The sequence below is a fragment of the Nostoc sp. genome, from assembly GCF_036918245.1.
Taxonomy (GTDB): Bacteria; Cyanobacteriota; Cyanobacteriia; order Cyanobacteriales; family Nostocaceae; genus Nostoc.
Genome location: NZ_JBALEF010000080.1, coordinates 17,876 through 42,510, shown reverse-complemented (window position 1 = coordinate 42,510; position 24,635 = coordinate 17,876). Strand labels below are relative to the sequence as shown.

Annotated in this window: 17 protein-coding genes; 9 read left to right on the top strand and 8 right to left on the bottom strand. The window is 41.6% G+C overall.

Annotated features, from left to right (window positions below; translation table 11 throughout):
• Positions 1–6: 6 nt before the first annotated feature.
• The 5 genes from V7L12_RS22165 to V7L12_RS22145 form a co-directional block, all read right to left on the bottom strand.
• Positions 7–411 carry a type II toxin-antitoxin system VapC family toxin gene (locus V7L12_RS22165; RefSeq protein ID WP_335087859.1) on the bottom strand — a complete coding sequence of 135 codons (405 nt, stop codon included), beginning with the start codon at positions 409–411 and terminating at the stop codon, positions 7–9.
• 2 nt (positions 412–413) lie between these two features.
• Positions 414–629: a hypothetical protein gene (locus V7L12_RS22160; protein ID WP_335087545.1), complete on the bottom strand. Its 216-nt coding sequence runs from the start codon at positions 627–629 to the stop codon at positions 414–416.
• A 59-nt stretch (positions 630–688) separates the two neighbouring features.
• Positions 689–883 (bottom strand): DUF1902 domain-containing protein, encoded by a 195-nt coding sequence (locus tag V7L12_RS22155; protein WP_442947909.1) that lies wholly within the window; start codon positions 881–883, stop codon positions 689–691.
• Positions 884–1,011: 128 nt separating this feature from the next.
• Positions 1,012–1,470, bottom strand: coding sequence for a transposase (locus V7L12_RS22150; RefSeq protein ID WP_442947908.1), 459 nt, complete (start codon positions 1,468–1,470; stop codon positions 1,012–1,014).
• 637 nt (positions 1,471–2,107) lie between these two features.
• Positions 2,108–6,310: an nSTAND1 domain-containing NTPase gene (locus tag V7L12_RS22145; RefSeq protein WP_335087543.1), complete on the bottom strand. Its 4,203-nt coding sequence runs from the start codon at positions 6,308–6,310 to the stop codon at positions 2,108–2,110.
• Positions 6,311–6,377: 67 nt separating this feature from the next.
• On the opposite strand from V7L12_RS22145, the gene V7L12_RS22140 reads away from it, so the two are divergent.
• Both V7L12_RS22140 and V7L12_RS22135 read left to right on the top strand, forming a co-directional pair.
• On the top strand, positions 6,378–6,755 hold the full coding sequence (locus V7L12_RS22140) for a CU044_2847 family protein (RefSeq protein ID WP_335087541.1): 378 nt from the start codon (positions 6,378–6,380) through the stop codon (positions 6,753–6,755).
• An 18-nt stretch (positions 6,756–6,773) separates the two neighbouring features.
• A complete protein-coding gene (locus V7L12_RS22135) occupies positions 6,774–6,896 on the top strand; it encodes a hypothetical protein (RefSeq protein ID WP_335087539.1) in 123 nt (40 codons plus the stop codon).
• 248 nt (positions 6,897–7,144) lie between these two features.
• On the opposite strand, the gene V7L12_RS22130 is transcribed toward V7L12_RS22135, so the two are convergent.
• Positions 7,145–7,618: a hypothetical protein gene (locus tag V7L12_RS22130; RefSeq protein ID WP_335087537.1), complete on the bottom strand. Its 474-nt coding sequence runs from the start codon at positions 7,616–7,618 to the stop codon at positions 7,145–7,147.
• Between the two features lie 465 nt (positions 7,619–8,083).
• Positions 8,084–11,275, bottom strand: coding sequence for a WD40 repeat domain-containing protein (locus tag V7L12_RS22125; RefSeq protein ID WP_335087535.1), 3,192 nt, complete (start codon positions 11,273–11,275; stop codon positions 8,084–8,086).
• A 682-nt stretch (positions 11,276–11,957) separates the two neighbouring features.
• Between V7L12_RS22125 and V7L12_RS22120 the strand changes: the two genes are divergently transcribed.
• From V7L12_RS22120 to V7L12_RS22100, 5 genes are all read left to right on the top strand, one after another.
• A complete protein-coding gene (locus V7L12_RS22120; RefSeq protein WP_335087533.1) occupies positions 11,958–14,087 on the top strand; it encodes an N-acetyltransferase in 2,130 nt (709 codons plus the stop codon).
• 11 nt (positions 14,088–14,098) lie between these two features.
• Positions 14,099–14,593, top strand: a complete 495-nt coding sequence (locus V7L12_RS22115) for an ASCH domain-containing protein (RefSeq protein WP_335087531.1) — start codon at positions 14,099–14,101, stop codon at positions 14,591–14,593.
• Between the two features lie 160 nt (positions 14,594–14,753).
• Entirely contained in the window at positions 14,754–17,162 is a 2,409-nt protein-coding gene (locus tag V7L12_RS22110; RefSeq protein ID WP_335087529.1) for a GH116 family glycosyl hydrolase, read from the top strand.
• Positions 17,163–17,713: 551 nt separating this feature from the next.
• Positions 17,714–17,833 (top strand): hypothetical protein, encoded by a 120-nt coding sequence (locus V7L12_RS22105; protein WP_335087527.1) that lies wholly within the window; start codon positions 17,714–17,716, stop codon positions 17,831–17,833.
• Between the two features lie 1,142 nt (positions 17,834–18,975).
• A complete protein-coding gene (locus V7L12_RS22100) occupies positions 18,976–19,446 on the top strand; it encodes a HetP family heterocyst commitment protein (RefSeq protein WP_335087855.1) in 471 nt (156 codons plus the stop codon).
• A gap of 868 nt (positions 19,447–20,314) precedes the next feature.
• Here the strand turns inward: V7L12_RS22100 and rpe are convergent.
• Complete coding sequence (gene rpe, locus V7L12_RS22095) at positions 20,315–21,022, bottom strand: ribulose-phosphate 3-epimerase (RefSeq protein ID WP_292863437.1); 708 nt, start codon at positions 21,020–21,022, stop codon at positions 20,315–20,317.
• Between the two features lie 215 nt (positions 21,023–21,237).
• Between rpe and V7L12_RS22090 the strand changes: the two genes are divergently transcribed.
• On the top strand, positions 21,238–22,833 hold the full coding sequence (locus V7L12_RS22090) for a S8 family serine peptidase (RefSeq protein ID WP_335087525.1): 1,596 nt from the start codon (positions 21,238–21,240) through the stop codon (positions 22,831–22,833).
• A gap of 399 nt (positions 22,834–23,232) precedes the next feature.
• Entirely contained in the window at positions 23,233–24,564 is a 1,332-nt protein-coding gene (locus tag V7L12_RS22085) for a serpin family protein (RefSeq protein WP_335087523.1), read from the top strand.
• Positions 24,565–24,635: the final 71 nt, after the last annotated feature.

Sequence of the window (24,635 nt, the reverse complement as noted above, 5' to 3'; positions counted from 1 at the left end):
ACTAATTTAAGAAGAACGCCAATTCTCTATTTGCAAGCTAGGTACTCTTTGAAATTCTCGAACATTAGATGTTACAACAATATGATTGTGAGTTAGTGCTGTTGCTGCAATCAGTACATCATAAGAACCGATAGGAGTACCTGTTGTTTTCAAAATACTTCTAATCTGGGCAGCAAGTTCTGCTTCTTCCACACCAAAAGGTAAAATTGTAATCGAACCTAATAATTCTTCAATCAATGATTGAATTTTCCAGGCACGTTGGGGATTGATTGCTAATCCATACTTTACCTCCATTACTGTTAAGGAGGAAATAAAAATATCTGTGGGAGTAGTAGACTTTAATAGGTTGAGAGTATTTTCTTCTCCCTTGACAAAATCACTAATTACGCAGGTATCGAGTAAAGAACCCATCATTACAACTGGATTTCGTTAGGTGGTAGCAGTTCGTCTCGGTATGACTCAAAAATAATACTTTCTACTACACCTTGATGTTGCATAATCGTTTCTGGCCAAGTCATGAGTTTTGTTTCTAAGAAAGTAACTAAGACTTTGCTTTCAATAATACCTTGTGGCGTTTGGGCTAGTTCGATTTTGCCATTTTTATAAATTCCTTCAATGGTTCGTAGCATTGTTGTTTAGCTCCTATCGAAATTCTAGTAGCATCTATTGCTGCTCTAGTGGGGCTTGGCTAATTGTATCGAGTGCTTGTTCCAGAATGATTATACATAATAAGTTCTGGAATTATTTCTCGCAGCTTTTGCGTCAGAACCTCAATCGTAGAAGCTTCTGTTACTAATCCAGGTACGTCATCACTAGTTGCTACCCAAACTTCTGCGTCTGAATCCCAAAATGCTTCAACCTTAAACGTGATTTGTGCCATCATTGAGTGCTTACAACGTAGTTCCAGTTTATAACATCCGAGTCATTGTCGGGGCACAACATTGTTGTGCCCCTACCACGTGTTGCATCCCAACCCGAATTCATATTTATGACATAACACACGATTTTAAATCAAAAAGAGATATCAAACAGGAAATCTTGATGATCAGAATTACGTTGCGGGTTTTCTGGATCATCTGCCCAACGTTGGGGATTATTTAAAATATATTGTTGGATATCATCTACAGATTTTTGCTCTCTTCCAATGTGTTCATAAAAATTGTGTTGCCAGATTGATTGTCCTTTGGTCTGCCAAATTATATTAATGCGTTTGCTGACAACGCCTTTATAGCTGCGAGTAACTGTAGAAATAGAACCAGGTACAGGTTTACCGAATTGTTCTGTGTTGCAGTCAAGATGTTGATTGAGGGCAGAACAATGTTGTGCCCCTACAGGTTTATCGGTGATGATTAAGATGCCGTGTAGATGGTTAGGCATGACTACAAAGGTATCTAATTCAATGTGGGGAAAATGATCGGGTATTGTTTGCCAGCAGTTGAAGGCAATATGACCTAAAGAATTTAATTGCATTTCGCCCTTAACTACATTACCAAATAAACATTGCCGTGCTTTGGTGCAAATGGTGATGAAATATGCACCAGGTTGGGTCTAATCGTACCTTTTCAAGCGAATAGAATGGCGGTGGTGTATTTGTGGATCATAGGGCATTGATTTATTACATACAGTTATTAGTAATGTGTGTTTATTTTAACTGATAATTTCTATTGCCATTGATATAAATAACGTAGGGGCACGGCATTGCCGTGCCCTCCTACCCATTTGGCATCTCAACGAGAAACAATATTGTTTTGCACAATGCATATTACATTTGAATGATACTAATTCCTCTACGGAAAATTACAAATAAAATCTTGGCTGCGGTGAACAGTTCTATCAGGGCACAACATTGTTGTGCCCCTACGCAAGATATTTGTGGTAGCTTTAGTTTGCAAGTTTGTGAAAATGGAATAGTAAGGTAAATATTTGCCTTTTAATCACCATCATTCACCCTTGGATCTCGGTTGTTGCAGTTCAAAGGTCGAACTTCCGAGTAAAAAGGTCGAACTTCCGAGTAAAAAGGTCGAACTGCCGAGTTCTGAAGGTGAAAAGTGGAGTTCCAAGGCTCAACATTGGAGATTAGAGGTTTATTTTTCCTATTTTCTTCTTATTAATCCCCGCTTTTAACTTCTTCTTTACTCCAAACATATTTACGGCAGACTTCGCAGGCGGCTTTTGCCTCCTCTGTTTGCGGATTGGTGAAGATGGGATGGTAACGCAACCTGTTGCAACACACTTGCAACCATGCACGCCAATCACCCCGCCACAATCGCACCGTGCCATCACTACCGCCACTGACAATGGTCTGCCCATCGGCGCTAATGGCGACAGAATTGACATTACCTTTATGACCACGTAATGGTTCAGCTAAGGGAAAACCTTGGAGGTTCCACAACCGCACTGTGCCGTCACCACCGCCACTGACAATGGTCTGCCCATCGGCGCTGATCGCAACAGATCTGACATTACCCTCATGACCACGCAATGGTTCAGCTAAGGGAAAACCTTGGAGGTTGCACAACCGCACCGTGCCGTCACTACCGCCACTGACAATCGTCTGCCCATCGGCGCTGATCGCAACAGAATTGACATTACCCTCATGACCACGCAATGGTTCAGCTAAGGGAAAACCTTGGAGGTTCCACAACCGCACTGTGCCGTCACCACCGCCACTGACAATCGTCTGCCCATCGGCACTGATCGCCACAGAATTGACCCAATCCTTATGACCAGGCAATGGTTCAGCCAAGGGAAGACCTTGGCGGTTCCACAACCGCACTGTACGGTCTTCACCGCCACTGACAATGGTGTGACCATCGGCGCTGATCGCAACAGAAGAGACACCACGCTCATGACCACGCAATGGTTCAGCTAAGGGAAGACCTTGGTGGTTCCACAACCGCACTGTGCCGTCACTACCGCCACTGACAATGGTGTGATCATCGGCGCTGATCGCGACAGAAGAGACACCACGCTCATGACCACGTAATGGTTTAGCTAAGGGAAGACCTTGGTGGTTCCACAACCGCATCGTGTAGTCACCACCACCACTGACAATGGTCTGCCCATCGTCACTGATCGCCACAGAATAGACCCAATCTTCATGATCACGCAATGGTTCAGCTAAGGGAAGACCTTGGTGTTTCCACAACCGCATCGTGTAGTCACCACCACCACTGACAATGGTCTGCCCATCGTCACTGATCGCCACAGAATTGACCCAATCTTCATGATCACGCAATGGTTCAGCCAAGGGAAGACCTTGGCGGTTCCACAACCGCACTGTGCGGTCTTCACTGGCACTGACAATAGTCTGCCCATCGCCGCTGATCGCGACAGACCTGACACCCTGCTCATGACTAGGCAATGGTTCAACTAAGGGAAGACCTTGGCGGTTCCACAACCGCACTGTGCCCTCACTACCGCCACTGACAATTGTCTGCCCATCGCCGCTGATGGCAACAGAATTGACACCCCATTCATGACCAGGCAATGGTTCAACTAAGGGAAGACCTTGGCAGTTCCACCACCGCACTGTGCCCTCACTACCACCACTGACAATCGTCTGCCCATCGCCGCTGATCGCGACAGACCTGACACCCTGCTCATGACTAGGCAATGGTTCAACTAAGGGAAGACCTTGGCGGTTCCACAACCGCACTGTGCCCTCACTACCGCCACTGACAATCGTCTGCCCATCGCCGCTGATGGCAACAGAATTGACACCCCACTTATGACCACACAATAGTTTAGTCAAGGTCTTCCCTTGGCGGTTCCACAACCGCACTGTGCAGTCTTCACCGCCACTGACAATCGTCTGCCCATCTTGGCTAATGGCGACAGAATTGACATTACCCTTATGACCACGTAATGGTTCAGCTAAGGGAAGACCTTGGCGGTTCCACAATCGCACTGTGCCGTCATAACTGCCACTGACAATCGTCTGCCCATCGCCGCTGATGGCCACAGAATTGACCCAACTCTCATGACCACGCAAAGGAATGGAGACTCTTACTTTATTCATCACCCGATTCAAACTGTTCTGAACTGGTGCAAGAATCTGCTGGGGTAATTTCTCCAAATTCTCACCCATAGCTTGAATTGCCAAAACTAGACTATCTAGGGGTTGGACAGTCAATAAATTCTCTACCTTAGTAGCTTTCTCTCGCAATCGTGATTCAGTGAGTGCCTTTTCTAATGTGGCAATCTGGTGTTGTTCATAAGCATCACTGCATTGATAAAAATTCTTCGCTTGAGGTGATGATAAAAACTCTAGCTTTTCCCAATTTTCTCGCACCTCTGCCAGCAATCCCCCCTGCATTAAGTATTTTTCATTCTCTCCTTTTCTCAACCACTCGCGTAATGCATCTGCTAACCTATCACTCAACCGCCGCAAATCTCGGTCTTGTTGTCGCCATTGGGCAAACCTCTCCCAACTCTCAATTAAAGCTTCATGGGCTAAATCAATCCACGCTTTTTCTTGTTCATCTTTCCCAGCTACCAGCAAACGTCCTTTCACCAATCCTTCATCTAGCAGTTCACTTAACGCTTCCTGCTGTTCTTGTTCATTACCAGCAATGCCTAACAGTTCAGTTTTTGGTTGGCGCTGTCGCGTATCCTTTTCTCCCTCTCCAGTTCGCAATAATCGCAGGAAAATTTGCCCAATCCAGTCCTTCTCTTGTTCATTTCGTTCTTGAGTCGGGGAATCCTGCTGATAATCTTCGTAAAGATAAACATTTTCTGCATGAAAATTCAGCGCCCCTGTCAATCCTTGGAAGTTTTCATACTGTTCTAGGGTGAGTTGATGCTTTTGTTGGTCGCGTTTTTCCCAGAGTTTAGTTAAAGCAAACTCCATCAACGGCAAGTATCCCGGTTCTTTACCAACATCTTCTAAAATTTTCAGTACCAGTCTTTCTTCAACACTATGACCTTGAAGTTTAGCTGGTTCGGTTATTGTCTCTTTTAAATCAACTCCAGTGATACGCGGCATCAAAACAAGCTGATTTTCAATCAATTTATTTAAAGACGGATAGTCTAAACATGGTTCGAGAAAATCCGATCGCATGGTAATCACAACTTTCAACTGCGAATCGGTCATCTCTACTACCTGAGTCAGCAATTCAATAAATCTCTGCTTTTGTTCAGCAACAGAGACAGTAAATAGTTCCTCAAACTGATCTACTACCAATAAAAATTTTTCTGCACCTGTGAGATGCTTCAGAATTTCAGGTAAAGGATTCGGTTCATTAGTAATCAACTCCCAAAGCAATTTTTCTTTTTTCGCCCCTGGAAAAAATGCCTTCAAAACTCCTCTCAATTCTTGCAAAGGCTGAAATACTGGCTTGATTGGCGGTAAAATTTGCCAGACACTATCATCTAATTCTGGAATCAAACCCGCCTGAACCACAGAAGATTTACCACTCCCGGAAGCGCCAATAATCGGAACAAAGGGCTTTTGTGCTAGTTTCTCCAGAATCTTCCTCACTACCTGCTTGCGCCCAAAGAAAAACCGTTTTTGTTCGGCTTCAAAGGCTTTTAAACCTTGGTAAGGACATTCTTCCTTTACTTCAAAGGTTTGAACTTGTCTTTGATTTTTGTGGGTAATTAGAGTAATGGAACGCCCCCAACCCATGCGGATTGGTTCTTGTCCACTGCTTTTGAGTTCTGTGGCAAGTATATCGAAAAGGCGATCGCCTGTCACCTGTCCGCGATCGTTAGTATTCTCAGGTAACAAACCAGCCAGCAAAGCTGTTGTAAAAATACTGTGTTGTTCGCTTCTTCTGGCATAGGCTTGTTGAAAACCTCTGCAAGCAGCAATAAAGTAGTAATCGCGCTGTGAAATAAAGGCGGTAAGAGTTTTTTCGATGAGATTGCGTTCTAAAAATTCACCGCTATGACAGCAATCTAACAGCACTACTAAACTACTCAAGTCGGAGTCTCTAATTAAATTGTTCAGACTCAGAAGACTAATTCCGCCTGTTTGTTCAATAATTTCCTTGCCTTGAGTGACAATTGTCAAGTCAGAGGTTGCTAGATATGCTTGTTGTGTTCCTAAGCTGTCAGATACGGTAATACCATGCCCTGTAAAGTAAATTAGAGCTTCGTTTTTAACTGCTTGTTGTTGCAAAAGTGTTTTTAAAGCTTCAGCCAACTTAGTTGTACTAACTTTCCCTTTGAGAACAGCGATATCCTCAAAATCACCATGCGCTTCTAGTACCTGCGCCACGGCTTCTGCATCCGTAGCTGGTTTTGTGAGGTTGGAAAGCTGATTTGTATAATCTGTAATGCCAACAACAAGCGCGTAACGAGCCATCTATACATATTTAAGTTGTCTGTTACAGAATAAGATAACGTAAATACACCTAAAATCTGAGGGCTTGATGTCGAACATAGAACGTTTAGTCTTTGAAGAAGACGGGGAAATCTATACAATTCTGTTCGAGTCAAAGGAAACGCCAAATATACCAGAAGTTATCACACCGGAGGTTGATGAGGAGAAAGAATCCTACGGCTTTCGGGAAGAGGCGTTTGTCAAGATTGAGGAAGTTCACCATCAAATTCGAGCTTATACCAAATATGCCATTGGCGCTTTTAAAAATTTAGGTGCTGCTGAAGTTGAAGAGGTGACTCTGAAGTTTGGCTTAAAGATAGGCGGTAAAACTGGTATCCCCTTCGTAACTGAAGGTTCGGCGGAGAGTAATTTTGAAATTGAGGTAAAGTGTAAGTTTCCTGAAAACAAGCAAAATTCCAGCACTTAAGGTTTTGCTTTAGCAGCGATGAGCTTTATACCTTCAACTCTGCTAGGAATTATGGAAGCGATGTTTCCTGCTGGCTACGCCTACGCCTTTGATTCACCATCATTGACCCTTGGATCTCGGATGTTGCAGTTCAAAGCATAAAGTTTGGAGTTAAAAAGGAGAGCGATGGCCTTCCACTCACCATCATTTACCTTTGGATCTCGGACGTTGCTGTTCAAAGCTTCAAATTCCGTGTTCTCATCTCGAAATTCCATGTTCTGAGGTTGAAGCTTCGAGTTCAGAACTCGGAACGCCGAGCAATTTACTCCAACATCCGAGTTCTTAGCTTCAATATTGCACCTAAGAAGTGCGTAGGCGTAGCCCGCCTTTAGACATCGCCGAGCTATTTTCTACAACGCTGCTGCTTGAGGCTTGGATTTCCGAGATTTACGGGTGAACCTTTGCCCCATTTCCTCAACTACTCCATCTAAACCAGCGCCTTGTCCACTAGCTTTGGCATAGTTATACACCTGCAACGCAGCTGCATAAGCTTCACTACCCACTGCTATAGATGTATCATCCAGCAACTCTTGTAATTGTGACAAAGACAGCAATACTGGATACAAAGCTTCAAATAATTGTACGTCTTTCCGCATCTTATTGAGGTCAAACGATCGCGGTAAAAACTCTGGGTTCTGTGTCGCTACTTCCAATGCTTTGCTGACAAAGGCACGGCTTTTATCTCCCATCTTGGGTAAAGCTTTCCGCTCCTCGTTACTTAAATCAATCAAAAATGGTAGTTTTTCTTTTATTGTAGCGATCGCTTGCAACACAGCATCTCTATCTGATTGCGCTAGTGTTGCACTAATTGGGGCTGTGGACATAGAAATTAGTCTCCAGTATGTTACTTGATTTTAGAGTGCCCACATATACAATTTTAATTTCAATAATACCAATAAAAATTCCAAATTAAAAAGGTGAGCGTTGTCAAAGTGCGGGTTACGCCTAAGCCTTTCACTCACCATAATTTATACCAATTTGAAAAAAGAATGCGACAAATAGACCATTTGTAGAGACGCGATGAATCGCGTCTTTACCCAAGGATGTGTTGCAATCATTAATTGAATTGGTATTACCCTTGGATCTTGGTTGTTGTAGTTGTGAACATAAAGTTCCGAGTTTTGAGCATGAACTTCCAAGTTTTGAAGGAGAAAACTAGAGTTCTGAGCCTAAATGTTGAAGATAATAAGTCTCTTTTTCGTATTCTCCTCTTTTTACCTACTGCTTTGATAGCCGTTTGCAATTGAGTTGAGTACAGACCTTCTTAGAGGCACGGCAATGCCGCGTTTTTACCCGCTGACTTTACTCCAAACATATTTTTGGCAGGTTTCGCAGGCGGCTTTTGCTTCCTCTGTTTGCAGATTGGTGAAGACGGGATGGTAACGTAACCTGTCACAACAGACTTGCAACCATGCACGCCAGTCACCACGCCACAAACGCACAGTGCCATCTTCACCGCCGCTAACAATCGTTTGCCCATCGGCGCTAATCGCAACAGAATAAACCCAACCCTCATGACCACGTAAAGGTTCAGCCAAGGGAAGACCTTGCAGGTTCCACAAACGCACAGTTCCATCATCACCGCCACTAACAATCGTCTGCCCATCGGCGCTAATCGCAACAGAATTGACAAAACCCTGATGACCACGCAATGGTTCAGCTAAGGTCAGACCTTGCAGGTTCCACAAACGCACAGTGCCATCAGTACCGCCACTAACAATCGTCTGCCCATTGGCGCTAATGGCAACACAATTGACAAAACCCTGATGACCACGCAAAGGTTCAACTAAGGCAAGACCTTGACGATTCCACAACTGCACAGTGCCATCATCACCGCCACTAACAATCGTCTGCCCATCGGCACTGATGGCGACAGAATTGACATAACCCTGATGACCACACAAAGGTTCAGCTAAGGCAAGACCTTGCAGGTTCCACAAACGCACCGTGCCGTCACTACCACCACTGACAATCGTCTGCCCATCGGTACTGATAGCGACAGAATAAACCCAACCCTGATGACCACACAAAGGTTCAGCCAAGGTCAGACCTTGCAGGTTCCACAACCGCACCGTGCCGTCAGTACCGCCACTAACAATCGTCTGACCATCGGCGCTAATAGCGACAGAATAGACCCAACCCTTTTGATCGTGCAAAGGTTCCGCTGAGGGAAGACCTTGGTGGTTCCAAAAGCGCACCGTGCCGTCAGTACTACCACTGCCAATCATCTGCCCATTAGTACTGATAGCCACAGACCTCACATTACCCTCATGACCACGCAAAGGTTCAGCTAAGGGAATACCTTGGCGATTCCACAACCGCACCGTACCATCAGCACTGCCACTGACAATCGTCTGCCCATCAGTGCTGATGGCGACAGAAGAGACATTACCCTCATGACCACGCAAAGGTTCAGCTAAGGAAAGACCTTGGCGATTCCACAACCGCACCGTACTATCAGTACCGCCACTGACAATCGTCTGCCCATTGGCGCTGATGGCGACAGAAGAGACATTACCCTCATGACCATACAAAGGTTCAGCCAAGAGAAGACCTTGGTAATTCCACAACCGCACCGTACTATCAGTACCGCCACTGACAATCGTCTGCCCATCGGCACTGATGGCGACAGAATTGACATTACCTTGATGACCACGCAATGGTTTAACTAAGGGAAGACCTTGACGGTTCCACACCCGCACCGTGCCATCAGCACCACCACTAACAATTGTCTGCCCATCGGCACTGATGGCCACAGAATTGACATTACCTTGATGACCACGCAAAGGTTCAGCTAAGGAAAGACCTTGATGGTTCCACAACCTCACTGTACCATCAGCACCGCCACTGACAATCGTCTGCCCATCAGCGCTGATGGCGACAGAATTGACATTACCTTGATGACCACGCAAAGGTTCAGCTAAGGAAAGACCTTGGTAATTCCACAACCTCACTGTACCGTCAGCACCACCACTGACAATCGTCTGCCCATCAGCGCTGATGGCGACAGAATTGACATTACCCTGATGACCACGCAAAGGTTCAGCTAAGGAAAGACCTTGGTAATTCCACAACCGCACTGTGCCGTCAGTACCACTACTAACAATCGTCAGCCCATCAGCGTTGATGGCGACAGAAGAGACATTACCTTCATGACCACAGAAGGGAATCGAGACTCTTGCTTTATTCACCACCCGATTCAAACTGTTCTGAACTGGTGCAAGAATCTGCTGGGGTAGTTTTTCTTGATTCTCGCCCATAGCTTGAATTGCCAAAACTAGACTATCTAGCGGTTGTAAGGGCAATAAATTCTCTACTCTAGCCGCTTTCTCTCGCAACTGGGATTCAGTAAGCGCCCTTTCCATCTCGGCAATCCGGTCTTTGTCATCGGCATCGCGGCGCTGGTAAAAATCCTCATCTTGTTGGGGTGATTGCAAATGGGGCTGCAATTGTTGCCAGCTATCCCTCACTTCTGCCAGCAATCCCTTTTGCATTAAATATTTGTCATCCGGCCTTTCGTTCAACCATTCCCGTCGGGTATTTTCTAATGTATCGCTCAACGGTCGCAAGTCTCGGTCTTGTTGTCGCCACTGGGCAAACTGCTGCCAACTTTCAATTAAAGCTTCATGGGCTAAATCAATCCAGACTTCTCCTTTTTCATCTTTCCCAGTAACTAATAAGCGTCCTTTAACCAATCCCGCTTCACCATCTAGCAACTCACTAAGTTGTTGCTGTTGATTGGCATCATCACCTGCAATATTTAATAATGTGGCTTTTGGTTGGCGCTGTTGGGTATCCTTTTCTCCCTCTCCTGTTCGCACTAACCGCAGAAAAATCTGCTTAATCCATTCTTTCTCTTGCTGACTGCGTTCTTGAGTTGGGTATTCTTGCTCATAATCTTGGTAGTGATAAACATTTTCTGCATGGAGATTTAACACCGCAGTTAATCCTCCCAACTTCTCATACTCTTGTTGGGTAAGTTGATGTTTCTTTTGCTCGCGTTTCTCCCAGAGTTTAGTTAAGGCAAACTCTAACAATGGCAAACTCCCTGGTTCTTGTTGAAGATTTTGGAGAATTTTTAATACTCCTGCTTCTTCAACACTATGAACCTGAAGCTTGGCAGGTTTGGCGATTGTCTCCTTTAAATCAACTCCAGTTAAAGGCGGCATAACAGCTGCCTGGGTTTGAATCACGTGAGTCAGAGAAGGATTATCTAAACAAAATTCAAGAAAATCGCCTCGCATAGTAATTACAACTGCTAACCGCGAATCATGAATCTCTACTACCCCAGTCAGTAGTTCAATAAATCTCTGCCGTTCTTCCTTATCTATACAAACTGTAAATACTTTCTCAAACTCATCTACCAGCAGCAAAAATTTTTCTGTGCTAGCCACAGCCTCTGCATCATTGATAGGTTTAGTCAGGCTGCCGAAACTATTGTCATTCTGAGCAATTTCAACCACAAGGGCGTATTGTGTCATTTTCTTTTGTTAAAACTATTGAAAAATTACCTCTGTGCTTTAAAATACCCAAATTTACTAGTGATTTACCCATTAGAGTTAAAAACTCTAGATTTAAAATTCAAGTAGCGGTTGAGCAATCTGCGGTAGAAGCACAATATTAAAGTCTTAGTGACTGGGATAAGCTCTATACCTTGTAGTCCGGTAGGGAATTACGGGAGCGATGTCTAAGGGTGGGCTACGGCTGACCCTTGGGTCTCGAACTTCCAAGTTCTGAGTATGAAGTTTTGAGTTCAAAGAGTAAGTGTTTGCTTTTTATTCACCATGATTCACACTTGAATCTTGGATATTGCTGTTCTGAGCTTGAAGTACAGAGTTCTCAAGGTAAGCGATCCCGCTTCACTTACCATAATTAAGGAAGTTATACCCTCGCCATTTGTAGAATCAAAACAATAACTGTTACAAGATTTTGGCTTATTGTAAGTAAAAACACTGTACCCATTAGTTTACAAACAGTATTTTTGAAAAGCAAGTATAATAAATAACTTGAAAGTTTGATGTAGTAATGCCACTTCTACTTGGCTAAGTATACTGATAACTAAAACTTTATCTGGCAAACTTTCAATCAACTTGACTTTTCAAAAATCAAATAGGATTACTATAAAAAATTAAGCACATCCTGAGATTTAGAAAGGTTACTTACATGGTAAAAGTGGAGTCGTTAAAGTTTAGCATTCAAGAAATTAGCCCAGATTCCGAGTATCTGGAAACTATAATGCGTTTAGGAGATGCCAATTCAAAAACTCTTGGATCATTACCGTATGGAGCTTTCCGTAGACTTGCTGGCGAAGGTTTTGTTCTCGGCTGTATAGCTTCAGAAGTAGGTTGTGTTGGGTATCTCCTTTACGGAATTAGTCGTCGTTCTTCTAGAGTAAAACTCACACATATTTGTGTAGCTCAAGAGTGGCGAGGTAAAGGAATTACAAAGTTACTTATCCAAGATTTAAGGAAAAGAACTCAGCATCTATACGGTATTCTTGCATCCTGTCGTCGAGACTATCAGCTAGATAGAATGTGGGCGTATCTTGGCTTTGTTCCTCTCCATGAAAGGCCTGGAAAAAGTAAGTATGGCAGCATTCTCACTGAATGGTGGTTTGATTATGGTCATTCTAATTTATTAACTACTCTTGCTTACCAAAAAACTGAATCTAGAATTTGTGTGGCAATAGACGCAAATATTTTCTTTGATTTAGTAGATGATGAGAATTTTGATGAAGAAGGCAAAGAATCTAAAGTTTTAATTGCCGATTGGTTAAAACCAGAACTGGAATTATGCCTTACTAATGAAATTAATAATGAAATAAGTAGGAATGAAGATAGTAAAAAACGGAAAAAATTACGTGAAGTAACTAGTAAATTTACTTTTCTTCCTTGCAGTCAAGAGGAATTTGATCAAGCCTGTAAGGCTATACGTAGATTTTTTCCAGAAGATATGAAAGATAGCGATCATTCAGACCTTCGGCAAATTGCAAGAGTTATTAGTTCAAGTATAAAAACTTCTTTTTTCGTAACACGTGATAAACGATTACTAGGAATTGAAACAGACATATATAAAGAATTTAATTTATTAATTATTCATCCTATTGATTTAATTATTAGGCTAGACGAACTCCGTAGAGAAACCGAATATCAGCCTGAACGTTTAGTTGGAACTGATATAGAAGAAAAGCGTATACACAGTGGAGATATAGATTCGGTAATTGACTTATTCTTAGACAATCCTCAAGGTGAGAAAAAATCTGATTTTAGAAAAAAGATTCGCCAATTACTTTCAAATACAGAACAATTTAAATGCTTTACAGTTGGTCGTCAAGAAGAAAAACCAATAGCTTTAATAGTTTACGATAGATCAGAAAATGGCGAGTTAAAAATTCCTGTTTTTCGCTTCAGAGATAGTAAGCTTACGCCTACTGTGTTACGTCGCTGTATCTTCAAGTGTTTTTCTACCGCTGCTAGTGAAGAAAGACAATTTACTAGAATAAGTGAAACATACTTGGAAGATATAACTATTGCTGCACTTCAGGAAGATAGTTTTATAAAAACTGAAAAGGGATGGTTAAGGGCTAACTTAGCTATAATGCAGAATGCAGCAGATATTTCTTCATATATTTCTAATATATGTCAAGAATCAGGTAAAGGCTATGAAAAATATTTTCCATTTGTAGAAATTTTAGCAAATCAAGAATTACTCAGTAAAACAGAGCTTATGGCAGATATTGAGCGGATACTTTACCCTGCTAAAATTGCTGATGCTGAAATTCCCACCTTCATTATTCCCATTCAATCATGGTTTGCTAAAGATTTGTTCGATAAAGAATTGGCGAGTGAAGTTTTATGGGGATCTAAAGAAGAAATAGCTCTTAAACGCGAAGTAGTTTACTACTGTGCAAAACGTGCAATGCAAGCCCCAGGTAGAATTTTATGGTATGTAAGTAAATCTGGTACTGGAAAAAATAGTTCTTATACTCTAAAAGCTATTCGAGCTTGTTCACGACTTGACGAAATTGTAATTGGGAAACCTAAAGAGTTATATAGACGCTTCAGAAGACTTGGAGTATTTAATTTCAAAGATATTTTACAAATAGCTGACAATGATCTAAACAAAGATATTATGGCTGTCAAGTTTAGTGATACGGAGTTATTTAAAAGCCCAATAATTTTGGAAGATATTAAAAAAATGTTAAGACGCAATATTTCAGTACAATCATCTTCCAAAATAACGACAGAAAACTTTAAAATATTATATAATATAGGAACTTCAAATACTATATAATAATGAGTTTAATGTCTCCAAATATACTTCTTTTATCTATCCACCACAAGTATGCAAGAATGATATTTGGTGGTGATAAGCAAGTCGAGTTTCGTCGTGTCAGACCTCGCTATTTAAATGAGGGTGATTTGATCCTCGTTTATGCGACATCCCCTGAACAGGCATTAGTTGGAGTGCTTGAAGTGGAAAAAGTTGTTGAAATGCCGCCGAAAAAACTTTGGAAAATTGTTAAAGATAAGGCTGGAATTAGCTATGAATGCTTTCAAAAATACTACGAAAACTCTCAAACGGGTTTTGCTATTTTCTTTAGAAAACCATTCAGTTTTGATTCACCGATTAAGCTTGAACAGTTAAGAGAAGAATGGTCAGATTTTCGACCGCCACAATGTTATCATTACTTAAAAGACAAAGAAATAAATCTTGTTCAATCTATAGCAAAATGTGATATTTTGAGCAGATCAGAAAAACTTAAAGTTTATCAAACTGAATTATTACCTCAAAGCTAAATACTTAAATATAAGAATATTAATATTTTAATCACTAATTTGATTTGATGTTATATATATCTTCTTCTTCCTGGGCTGCTAGTTACAAACAAACGACTTGAGAAAAATCTCACATCGCGCTAGTCTTCATTGACGTAACTGCACGCTGTAACATTAGGCGATGACAAATCAACTCTCTCCAGAAATTCCCTCTTGCACTTGGAGCCGTCCCATCGGCTTAGGCTGGGATAAACCTTATACCGTCCGCTATGCAAGTAATATCGATGATGGCCCTTGGCATGGTATGCCTTTAGGCGGCTTTGGTGCAGGTTGCATCGGTCGTTCTTCACGGGGAGACTTTAACCTGTGGCACATCGACGGCGGTGAGCATACTTTCAAAAACGTTCCTGCTTGTCAATTCAGTGTGTTTGAATCCAATAGCACATCTTCCCAAGCCTATGCTTTATCTACCCAAGCGCCTGATGATGGCACTCTCAAGGCTTGGCAATGGTATCCGACACCTCCCGACACAGAAAAGACGGGCAATTATCACGCGCTATATCCACGTAGCTGGTTTGTGTATGAAAATGTATTTCAAGCACAGTTGACTTGTGAGCAATTTTCCCCAGTGTGGGCAGGCAATTACCAAGAAACTAGCTACCCTGTGGCAATATTTCTCTGGAATGCTTATAACCCCACAGATGCACCGATTACTCTGGGCATTATGCTCACTTGGCAAAATATGGTGGGCTGGTTTACAAACGCTCTCAAATCTCCCGAAGTGCGGGTACGCGATGATGGTAGTCCGGTTTACGAATACCAACCACGCTGGGACGAAAGTCAAGGAAATTATAACCAGATAGTTGAAAATACAGAACAATTTGGCTGTCTTTTCGGTCGGGTTGGTAGCGAGCAACCTTTGCAAGAAGGCGACGGAACTTGGTGTATAGCGACGCTGAAACATCCCCAAGTGGAAGTATTTCACCACACTCACTGGAATCCTGAAGGTACAGGTGATGAGGTGTGGCAAAGCTTCGCCCAAGATGGCTCTTTGCCCAATTATGTTGATACTACTCCAGCAACAGAGAATACACAAATCGGGGCTGCGATCGCAATCCGTTTCACTCTCCAACCAGGCGAAACTCTGGAAATCCCCTTTGTCGTCGCTTGGGATTTGCCAATTACAGAATTTGCTGCCGGAATCAACTATTACCGCAGATATACAGACTTTTTTAGTAAAAGTGGAAACAACGCTTGGGCGATCGCATCGACTGCGTTACAAGAATACCAAACCTGGCGATCGCAAATTCAAACTTGGCAAAAACCCATTCTCGACCGGGAAGATTTACCCAACTGGTTTAAAATGGCTCTATTTAATGAGCTTTATGACCTCACTAGCGGCGGTACTCTTTGGAGTGCAGCATCAGAACTTGACCCCATCGGTCAGTTTGCGGTGCTAGAGTGCTTAGATTACCGTTGGTATGAAAGTCTAGATGTGCGGTTGTATGGCTCTTTTGCCCTGCTGATGCTATTTCCAGAATTAGAAAAGTCGGTAATTCGGGCATTTGCACGGGCGATTCCTCAAGGTGATGATACTCCCCGAATAATTGGCTATTACATGACAATTAAGGCAGAAAGCCCGATTGCCGTTCGCAAAGTTGCAGGTGCAACACCCCACGATTTAGGCGCACCCAATGAACACGTTTGGGAGAAAACCAACTACACCAGCTATCAAGACTGTAATTTATGGAAAGATTTAGGTAGTGATTTTGTCTTGCAAGTATACCGTGATTTTTTGCTCACGGGTGCTGACGATGTAGAATTCCTGGCAGATTGCTGGAATGCGATCGTTCAAACCCTCGACTACCTGAAAACTTTTGATCTCGACGGCGATGGGATTCCGGAAAATTCTGGTGCGCCTGACCAAACCTTTGATGATTGGCGGTTACAGGGAGTCAGCGCCTATTGTGGGGGGTTGTGGTTGGCGGCGCTAGAGGCTGCGATCGCAATTAGCGATATTTTATTAACTTACCAGACAGGTAACACAACGGAGTTGACGGCGCAAAAATCCACTTATGAAACTTGGTTACAACAATCTCTTCCTATTTACCAAGAAAAACTCTGGAATGGGGAATATTACCGACTTGATAGTAAAAGTGGTTCCGATGTGGTGATGGCAGATCAATTGTGCGGACAATTCTACGCCCGTCTGCTGGATTTACCTGATATTGTACCAAGCGATCGCGCCATTTCTGCTCTAAAAACTGTTTATGACGCTTGCTTTTTTAAATTCTGCAATGGTGAGTTTGGTGCTGCTAATGGTGTTCGTCGTGATGGTTCACCAGAAAATCCCAAAGCTACTCATCCCTTAGAAGTTTGGACGGGGATAAACTTTGGGCTGGCGGCTTTTCTCGTGCAGATGGGCATGAAAGATGAAGCCTTGAGGTTGACGCAAGCTGTGGTGCAGCAAATTTATGAAAATGGTCTGCAATTTCGCACCCCGGAAGCTATCACCGCAACTGGTACTTTTCGCGCTAGCACTTACCTGCGGCCAATGGCGATTTGGGGAATTTACTTAGTTATTAATTGATTGACTATCAAAGCGGTTCTCGTTTTGATGCAACACACGTAGATGCCATTGGTGTCAACTTAAGCTAAAATCTTCTGACTGTATGAGTTTTGCCCCCAGCCCTTCTCCCAATATTGGGAGAAGGGATCAAATTCTCCAGTTCCCCTTCTGCCAATATTGGAGAAGGGGTTAGGGGATGAGGGCAACCCTAGAACCCTTACTCTTACCTAACTTCTACCTTAAGTTGACACCTATGACAGATGTGCGCCCCTACGAACGGTCGTATTCCACGTTACCAAATTTAACCTGTCTTCATCTGAAAAAGCAAAGTTTAGATTTGCGATTTTATTTTCCGAGTGTTTCCGGAAGCGAAGGAAAATTTCAGTAATGGTAAGAGTTGAAGCATTGAGACTTTAAGACTAATGTTTCAAAAAATGCAAATATTACTAGCTTTAGCTATAAATATTGCTAATAGTTCCCAGACTACTTCACAATCAAAAGCTAGGTTATGACGTGCCTATTCCTTTACTCAACAGCAAAGTTCATCAGATTGTAGCGCTGCGTGTTTAGCAATGATTAGCCAACACTGGAGCATACGCTTAAACCCCTACAGCTTGCGTAACTTAACGCCAGTAATTCTTACAGGTGCATTTCACCATTTAGTAGAAGCAGCCCAAACTTGCAGGATGTGAAGCGCTATCAGTGAGGACTAGTCTTATTAAGGTGGACTCATACTATAACCTTTGGATAGCTCATTGTCAAGTAATTCATTGTGTAGTTGTCTGGAGAGATAAAGGCGATCGCATATTCATTTTTGAGCTTATACCACCATTTAGCCCAATTGCTACTACATTTGTAATCTCAATTTTATAAATTTGTTAGATATTCATACATATATAAATCACTGCTGAATCAACTTAATAATATTTTGTGTTGATTAGCTTTATATCTATTCTTAAATTCTTTAATATTGTACAGACTTAGCTTACTACATTGTTTTGAGAAAAGTTATCCATTTGCGGATATTCTTCTTGACTCAGCTAAGGCTCGTTATAACTATCTATATTATCACTAACCAGTAATTTGATTTTACAACTGGTCTATTTTATGATTACTGGCTGATCGTTATAAAATATTTACGAGCGGTTGACAGCAATTATATTTAGATACGCTAAAGCCGTAGTCTTTGCAAACCAATAAAGACAAGTCTAATAAGTATTATTGTCTAATCGAACTTATTGAAAAATAGGTTCAATCCTATGGCGGTGAACGGTTTGATTCTCTCTTAACTAATATTTCTACAAGTTGTTTTACATTCTATTTAATGGTATTGTTTTCTAGTTACTCGACAATAATAAAGGTTTTAAAATGATATTGGGTGAGGGGTAACACCCCTCAAGAATTAGCAAAGTAGGACAAAAGTAAAAGCTGCACAATCCACAAGTAAGTATCGGAATATATTCAGTAAATTTGACCTATAAATATACTAGATTAGTAGATGACATTAACGAACAAAAATAGTATAAATACGACTGGTGTTGTTAACGCTCAAAGATAAATATATTTTCTCTCTTAGTCTAAAAAAATATGCAAACTTCCCGGAAATTGCCTAATTCAACAGTAGTAAGAAATATAAGCGTGTGAACCAAGAAAATTTATTTACTTATGGATTTTTATCCCTTGTAAACATCAAACACCGCTCCAGTGCTGATAATTTGCCACAAGCAATTCAAGATTTGCAAAAAGGCTAGTGCAGTCTGTACACCTCAATTGAAACATCAACAATCGCAGATAAGAAAATAGTTCACTTCACCCAAAATAACTAAACATTATGATGAATCAAGACATTGCTGGTATTAGTAGTAACTTAGATAAGACAGTGAAAGCTCAACAATTTGACAAAGTAGTTGAAGCAATTCTTGCTGGAAAGTATTCCTGGGCATGTGTTTTAATGCTGCGATTTGGTGGTTATAATCCTCTCCATTACATTCCATATCGTACCTACAATCGATTGCTCAAAGAGAACTCTCAAGCAGATAGGACAAAACAACAGCAAAGTGAAAATCTAAAAATGCTGAAACATGCTCATGATTCCCAGTCTGATAATAATGTGCCATCAAGCTGCTTAAGCAAAATTAAAGACGTAGCTTATCTAGAAGTAGTTAGAAAGCAAAAAGCCGAAATCCGTGCTGGTAGTTTAGACCAGAGATTGACACAGCAAATTAACGAACATCAATCAAGCAAATCGCCATTAAAACCAGAAAATGTTCAAGACATTTCCTTGAAATCTTGTGGATTCAATTAAAAAGTATTTGGAATCAATAGATTCTGTTCTAAAGTTGATTGATTATCTGAAAGCCTGTTATGCTAATTTGAAATTTATAGCATGACAGGTTTTCTATAGCAGTCATTAATTTGATAGAATTTTGCAAAAATCTGCCAAAATGGCAAATATATACTAATGATATTGGTAAACTAATAACAACTACAATTTAAACTAAAATAGAGGTGATTTGGCAAGCAAGTTAATTTAAAAAATAAAATCAACGATTAGTTCTAACTATGAAATAAATCAAACTGATTACAAAAGTAGTCAGCATTTCATGGAGTAAATAACTCCTAGACCAAGACCAATAATCCAACCGTTGCTACTGGTGGTTCTTTTTCTGAGGAAGTCTGAGCACAGAGAATTTGGAAAGGTGGATTCCCCCAATCAAAATTTTACAAAGCTTTCGCTGACTGCAGACGGTGCGAGCAATGCTTATAAAACTTTCTATCCTGTGGTTGGTGTTGCTTTAGTTAATAAAGCAAACGCTTAACATCAATTCCAGGAACGGAAATAGAAAAGTTACGGTGAAATTATTGTCCTTGGCTGGTAGAACTAGTAGCTCATACGCTTCTCTTTCGACTATTGTAATCCTAGTCCTCCCAACCTGGATTATCTTTGGTTTCTAAACTTTCAATTTATATACAACTACTGGAAGTTCAAAACTTGAATAGCTTCCAGTTTTTTATCTGTATATAAAAATAAATAAGGTAGGCAATTTGCCCACCTTATTTTTTGTGAAGACTAGGGTGAAATTAATCTATAACCCTTGTAGAGACGTAGCACCGCTACGTCTCTACATTCTTTTTCACTTCCATGTTTAATGATTGGTTAATTCAAAAACGAATTAAACCTTAGCTAATTCTGGAGTAGGACTCTTGCTGTTGCGAATTGCTGTAATAGCCTCAGCATAATCTTTTGCGTTAAACACAGCTGAACCAGCGACGATCGCATTGGCTCCCGCTTCTAAAACTTGCCAGGTATTATTTGCCTTCAGTCCCCCATCTACTTCAATCCACGGGTCAAGACCACGTTCATCACACATTTGGCGTAGCTTGCGGATTTTGGGTAACACACCAGGGATAAAGCTTTGACCACCAAAACCAGGGTTGACGCTCATAATTAGTACTAAATCGCACAAATCTAAAACGTATTCAATTAGTTCTAGAGGGCTACCAGGATTAAGTACAACTCCAGCTTTCTTACCAAGCTCTTTAATTTGCCCCAAGGTGCGGTGCAGGTGTGGAGAAGCATTATGTTCGCAGTGTACGGTGATATGATCGGCACCCGCCTTAGCAAAATCCTCTACATACTTTTCTGGCTCCACAATCATCAGATGGACATCCAGTGGCTTGGTTGTAATCGGACGAATCGCCTCCACAATCAGAGGGCCTATCGTAATATTAGGTACAAAACGACCATCCATTACATCAACATGAATCCAATCTGCTCCAGCCGCGTCTATGGCGCGAATTTCGTCACCCAGACGACTAAAATCGGCTGATAGGATAGATGGAGCAATTACAATGGGCTTTTGAGATAGGTTTTGGGTCATGGCTAGTGGATTTTTAAGCGTCCTCGTCTGTACGCATTGTAACAAAACATTGAGCAAGACTCATAATTTTGATCCCGGTTTTTTGTGAGCAGGGGAGCAGGTGACAAAAGTTTAGAACTTGCAACAAGTCTTTCCCTTGTCCCCAATTCTCCTTATCCTCTTCACCATGCCCAATGCCCAATGCCCAATGCCTAATGACAAATGACTAATAACTAATGACTAAAAAACTAACCTGGATATTTTGGGGATTAACTGCTTCTTGTCTGAGTGGGCCGGTAATTGCTTCAGCTTTAGAATCTGGACTAGGAACTAACGGCATTGATGCTCTAAAGCTACACAAACCTCCTTATAATTTAATCGGCCGTAAGATTGCTATTGGTCAAGTGGAAATTGGTCGACCAGGAATGTTTGGGTGGGATAAGGCGGTATCTAAAAATCGTACTATATCTGTAGCAGCGGTTTTCTTACGCAATGGTCCAGCTAAGTCTAATACTGGTGTTGACCCCCACGCCTACAATGTCGCTGGTGTGATGGTGAGTCAAGACAAAGCTTTGCCAGGAGTTGCTCCAGGAGCGCGATTGTATTCATCAGCGGTGGGTTCCACTAAAAATATGGGTCAGCCAGAAGAGTGCTTGTCGGCACAGCACATAGCGCTCCAAAATGGTGGCGATGTCCGTGCGATTAACTTTAGCTTTGGGGAACCTCTGAGCCGCGATCCTCGACCGGAAGCTACTTTAGACGGTAATGCTTTACTAACTTTATGTGTTGACTGGTCTAGTCGCGCTCATGATGTTTTGTATGCGATCGCTGGCAACCAGGGGAAAGGCGGTATTCCTATTCCTACAGATAATTTTAACGGCATAAACGTGGCTTTTTCATCCCGCCGAGGGGGAGTTTTTAACAAAGTAGACGTGGCTAATCTGGCGGGTGTTAACCAAGGGGTGAATGGAAGACTAGCTGGAAGGGAATTTGACCTTGATGGGCGTCGCGCTATCAGTTTAATTGCTCCGGGGAATAATATTCCTTTGCTCAATCCCGATGGCAAATTGAACAAGGTTACAGGTACAAGTTTTGCAGCACCTCAAGTTACAGCTACTGTTGCTCTGTTACAAGAACTTGCAGACCGACAAATGCGGACAAAACAACTCCACTGGAGCATTGATTCTCGGCGTCATCAAGTGATGAAAGCTGTATTGCTAAATTCAGCAGACAAACTTCTAGATAGCGGCGATGGCTTAAAGTTGGGAATGACTCGGACGCTAATTGATAAGCAAAATCAAAACTGGCTAGATTCTGATGCTTATAAAGATCCAAAGATTCCCTTGGATGCCCAAATGGGAGCAGGTCATTTAAATGTATTTCGCGCTTATCAGCAATTTAGTGCTGGTCAATGGCAGGCATCAGCTGCGGTGCCGGCTATTGGTTGGGATTATCGCACAGTTAATGTTGGAGCATCTGTTGACTATATATTAGCAAAACCTTTAAAGCAGGGAAGTTTTGTTGCTGTCACCCTGAGTTGGGATCGATTGGTAGAACTCAACGATAAAAATAAAAACCAGCAATATGACGTAGGCGAAAATTTTCGCGATCGCGGTTTGAATAATCTTGACCTCTACTTGGTAAAAGCTGATGCTCAAAATTCTGATGCTGGTGCTGTTTGCTCCTCAATCAGCCAAATTGATAGTGTAGAACATATTTTCTGCCCCGTTACTGCTACTGGAAATTATAAAATCCGTGTCCAGTTTCGTCAAAAGCTCAATGAAGCGACTCAACCTTACAGTTTAGCTTGGTGGAGTGTACCTATTAATTGAAATAAATTAGCACAAATATCTGTGTAAAATTACAGCGTTTTTCTCGTTCCCATATCGAGCATGGGAACGAGATTTCGTGCCTCTGAGAAACATTATTCGATCTATAAAAACCTCACAGAAGTGATTATTTTATGATTACGTAGCTTACAATACGTTTATACGTAAAGATAAAAATTCTTAAAAATCAAAATTTTTTATAACTCGTCTGTATGGCCGTCTCAATAAGGAATTAGCAACTCCACAAGTTGTGTTTAATTCCTCTAAGCTACTAATTTGCTGTTACGAAAACTGTAACAGTCCCATTTTTCTGTTGGAGTAAATGCAATAGTTAGTCATTGACACAATATCTGCGTCAACTCTGAGAACAAATCGGGAATCTTTGGCAAGTGAGGTAGCAGAATGAATCGCCATAAATTGAGTGATGCGAAAGAAAAATTCCTGCAAAGACGTTACGGTGTTAGCCTGGGCAGACGTTATGCGCTGGCTGCTGCAAGTGTTGTTCTATTCAGTGTATTAGGGTGTTCTCAAGTAGACAGTAATAAAAGTGCCCTTGCCCAATCTAGTTTACCTCAGCCAGAAACTCCATTGCAAAAAAAAACAGCCAACACTGATACAAAAATCGTTGAGTCTAGCAATAAGTTTGGCTTCAAACTATTTTCAGAAGTTCTGAAAAACGATCGGGGTGAGACAAATATTTTTATCTCACCTTCGAGTGTTGCGATCGCTCTTGCTATGACTTACAACGGCGCTAGCGGCTCGACTCAACAAGCAATGGCAAAAACCCTGGAATTACAGGGGATGAATCTACCAGAAATCAACTCTTCTTACGCGGCGGTATTAAAACAGCTTTTAGACAATTCAGATACGAAAGTGCAATTGAAGATTGCTAACTCACTTTGGGCAAATCAAGATGTGAGTTTTGCGCCAGACTTTCTCAAGAGAACCCAGGACTTCTATCAAGCCAAAGTCAGCAATTTAAACTTTAAAGATGCCGCCGCATCTAGTATTATCAATAACTGGGTCAAAGAAAATACTAACGGCAAAATCACCAAAATAGTTGAACAAATTGAACCCAGTCAGGTATTATTTCTGATTAATGCTATATATTTTAAAGGTAATTGGAGTAACGAGTTTGACAAAAAGCAAACTGCTTCATACCCTTTTTACATCACATCTGGCAGGCAAAAACAACAGCCAATGATGTCACAAGAGGGTGATTATAGATACTATGAAAGCGAAAATTTTCAGGCAGTTAGTTTACCTTATGGAAAAGATGGTAAGATAAGTTTTTATATATTCTTACCCAAAAAGAATTCTAACCTCAAAGCGTTTTATCAAACCTTGAATGTTGAGAACTGGGAAAAATGGATGACTCAGTTCAACAATCAAAAAGGGTTTATTCGCCTACCCCGCTTCAAAACAGATTATGATATTACACTCAATGATGCTTTAAAAACTTTAGGTATGGGGGAGGCTTTCAGCAACAAAGCCAATTTTTCTGGCATGGGTAAAAATTTTGCCATTAGCCAAGTTAAGCATAAAACTTTTGTTGAAGTAAATGAAGAAGGCACCGAAGCGGCTGCTGCTACTTCAGTGGGCATAGTAGCAACATCTTTGAGACAAGAACCAGAACCATTCCGAATGATTGTTGATCGTCCCTTCTTCTGTGCCATTAGAGATAATCAGACGGGAAACATTTTGTTTATGGGTTCAATTATCGAACCACAATGAGGAGGTAAGAGGGATTGAAGACTTTATCTTTTTAATCGGGAACTTCCAAAAAATAAAATCCTCAGTGAATA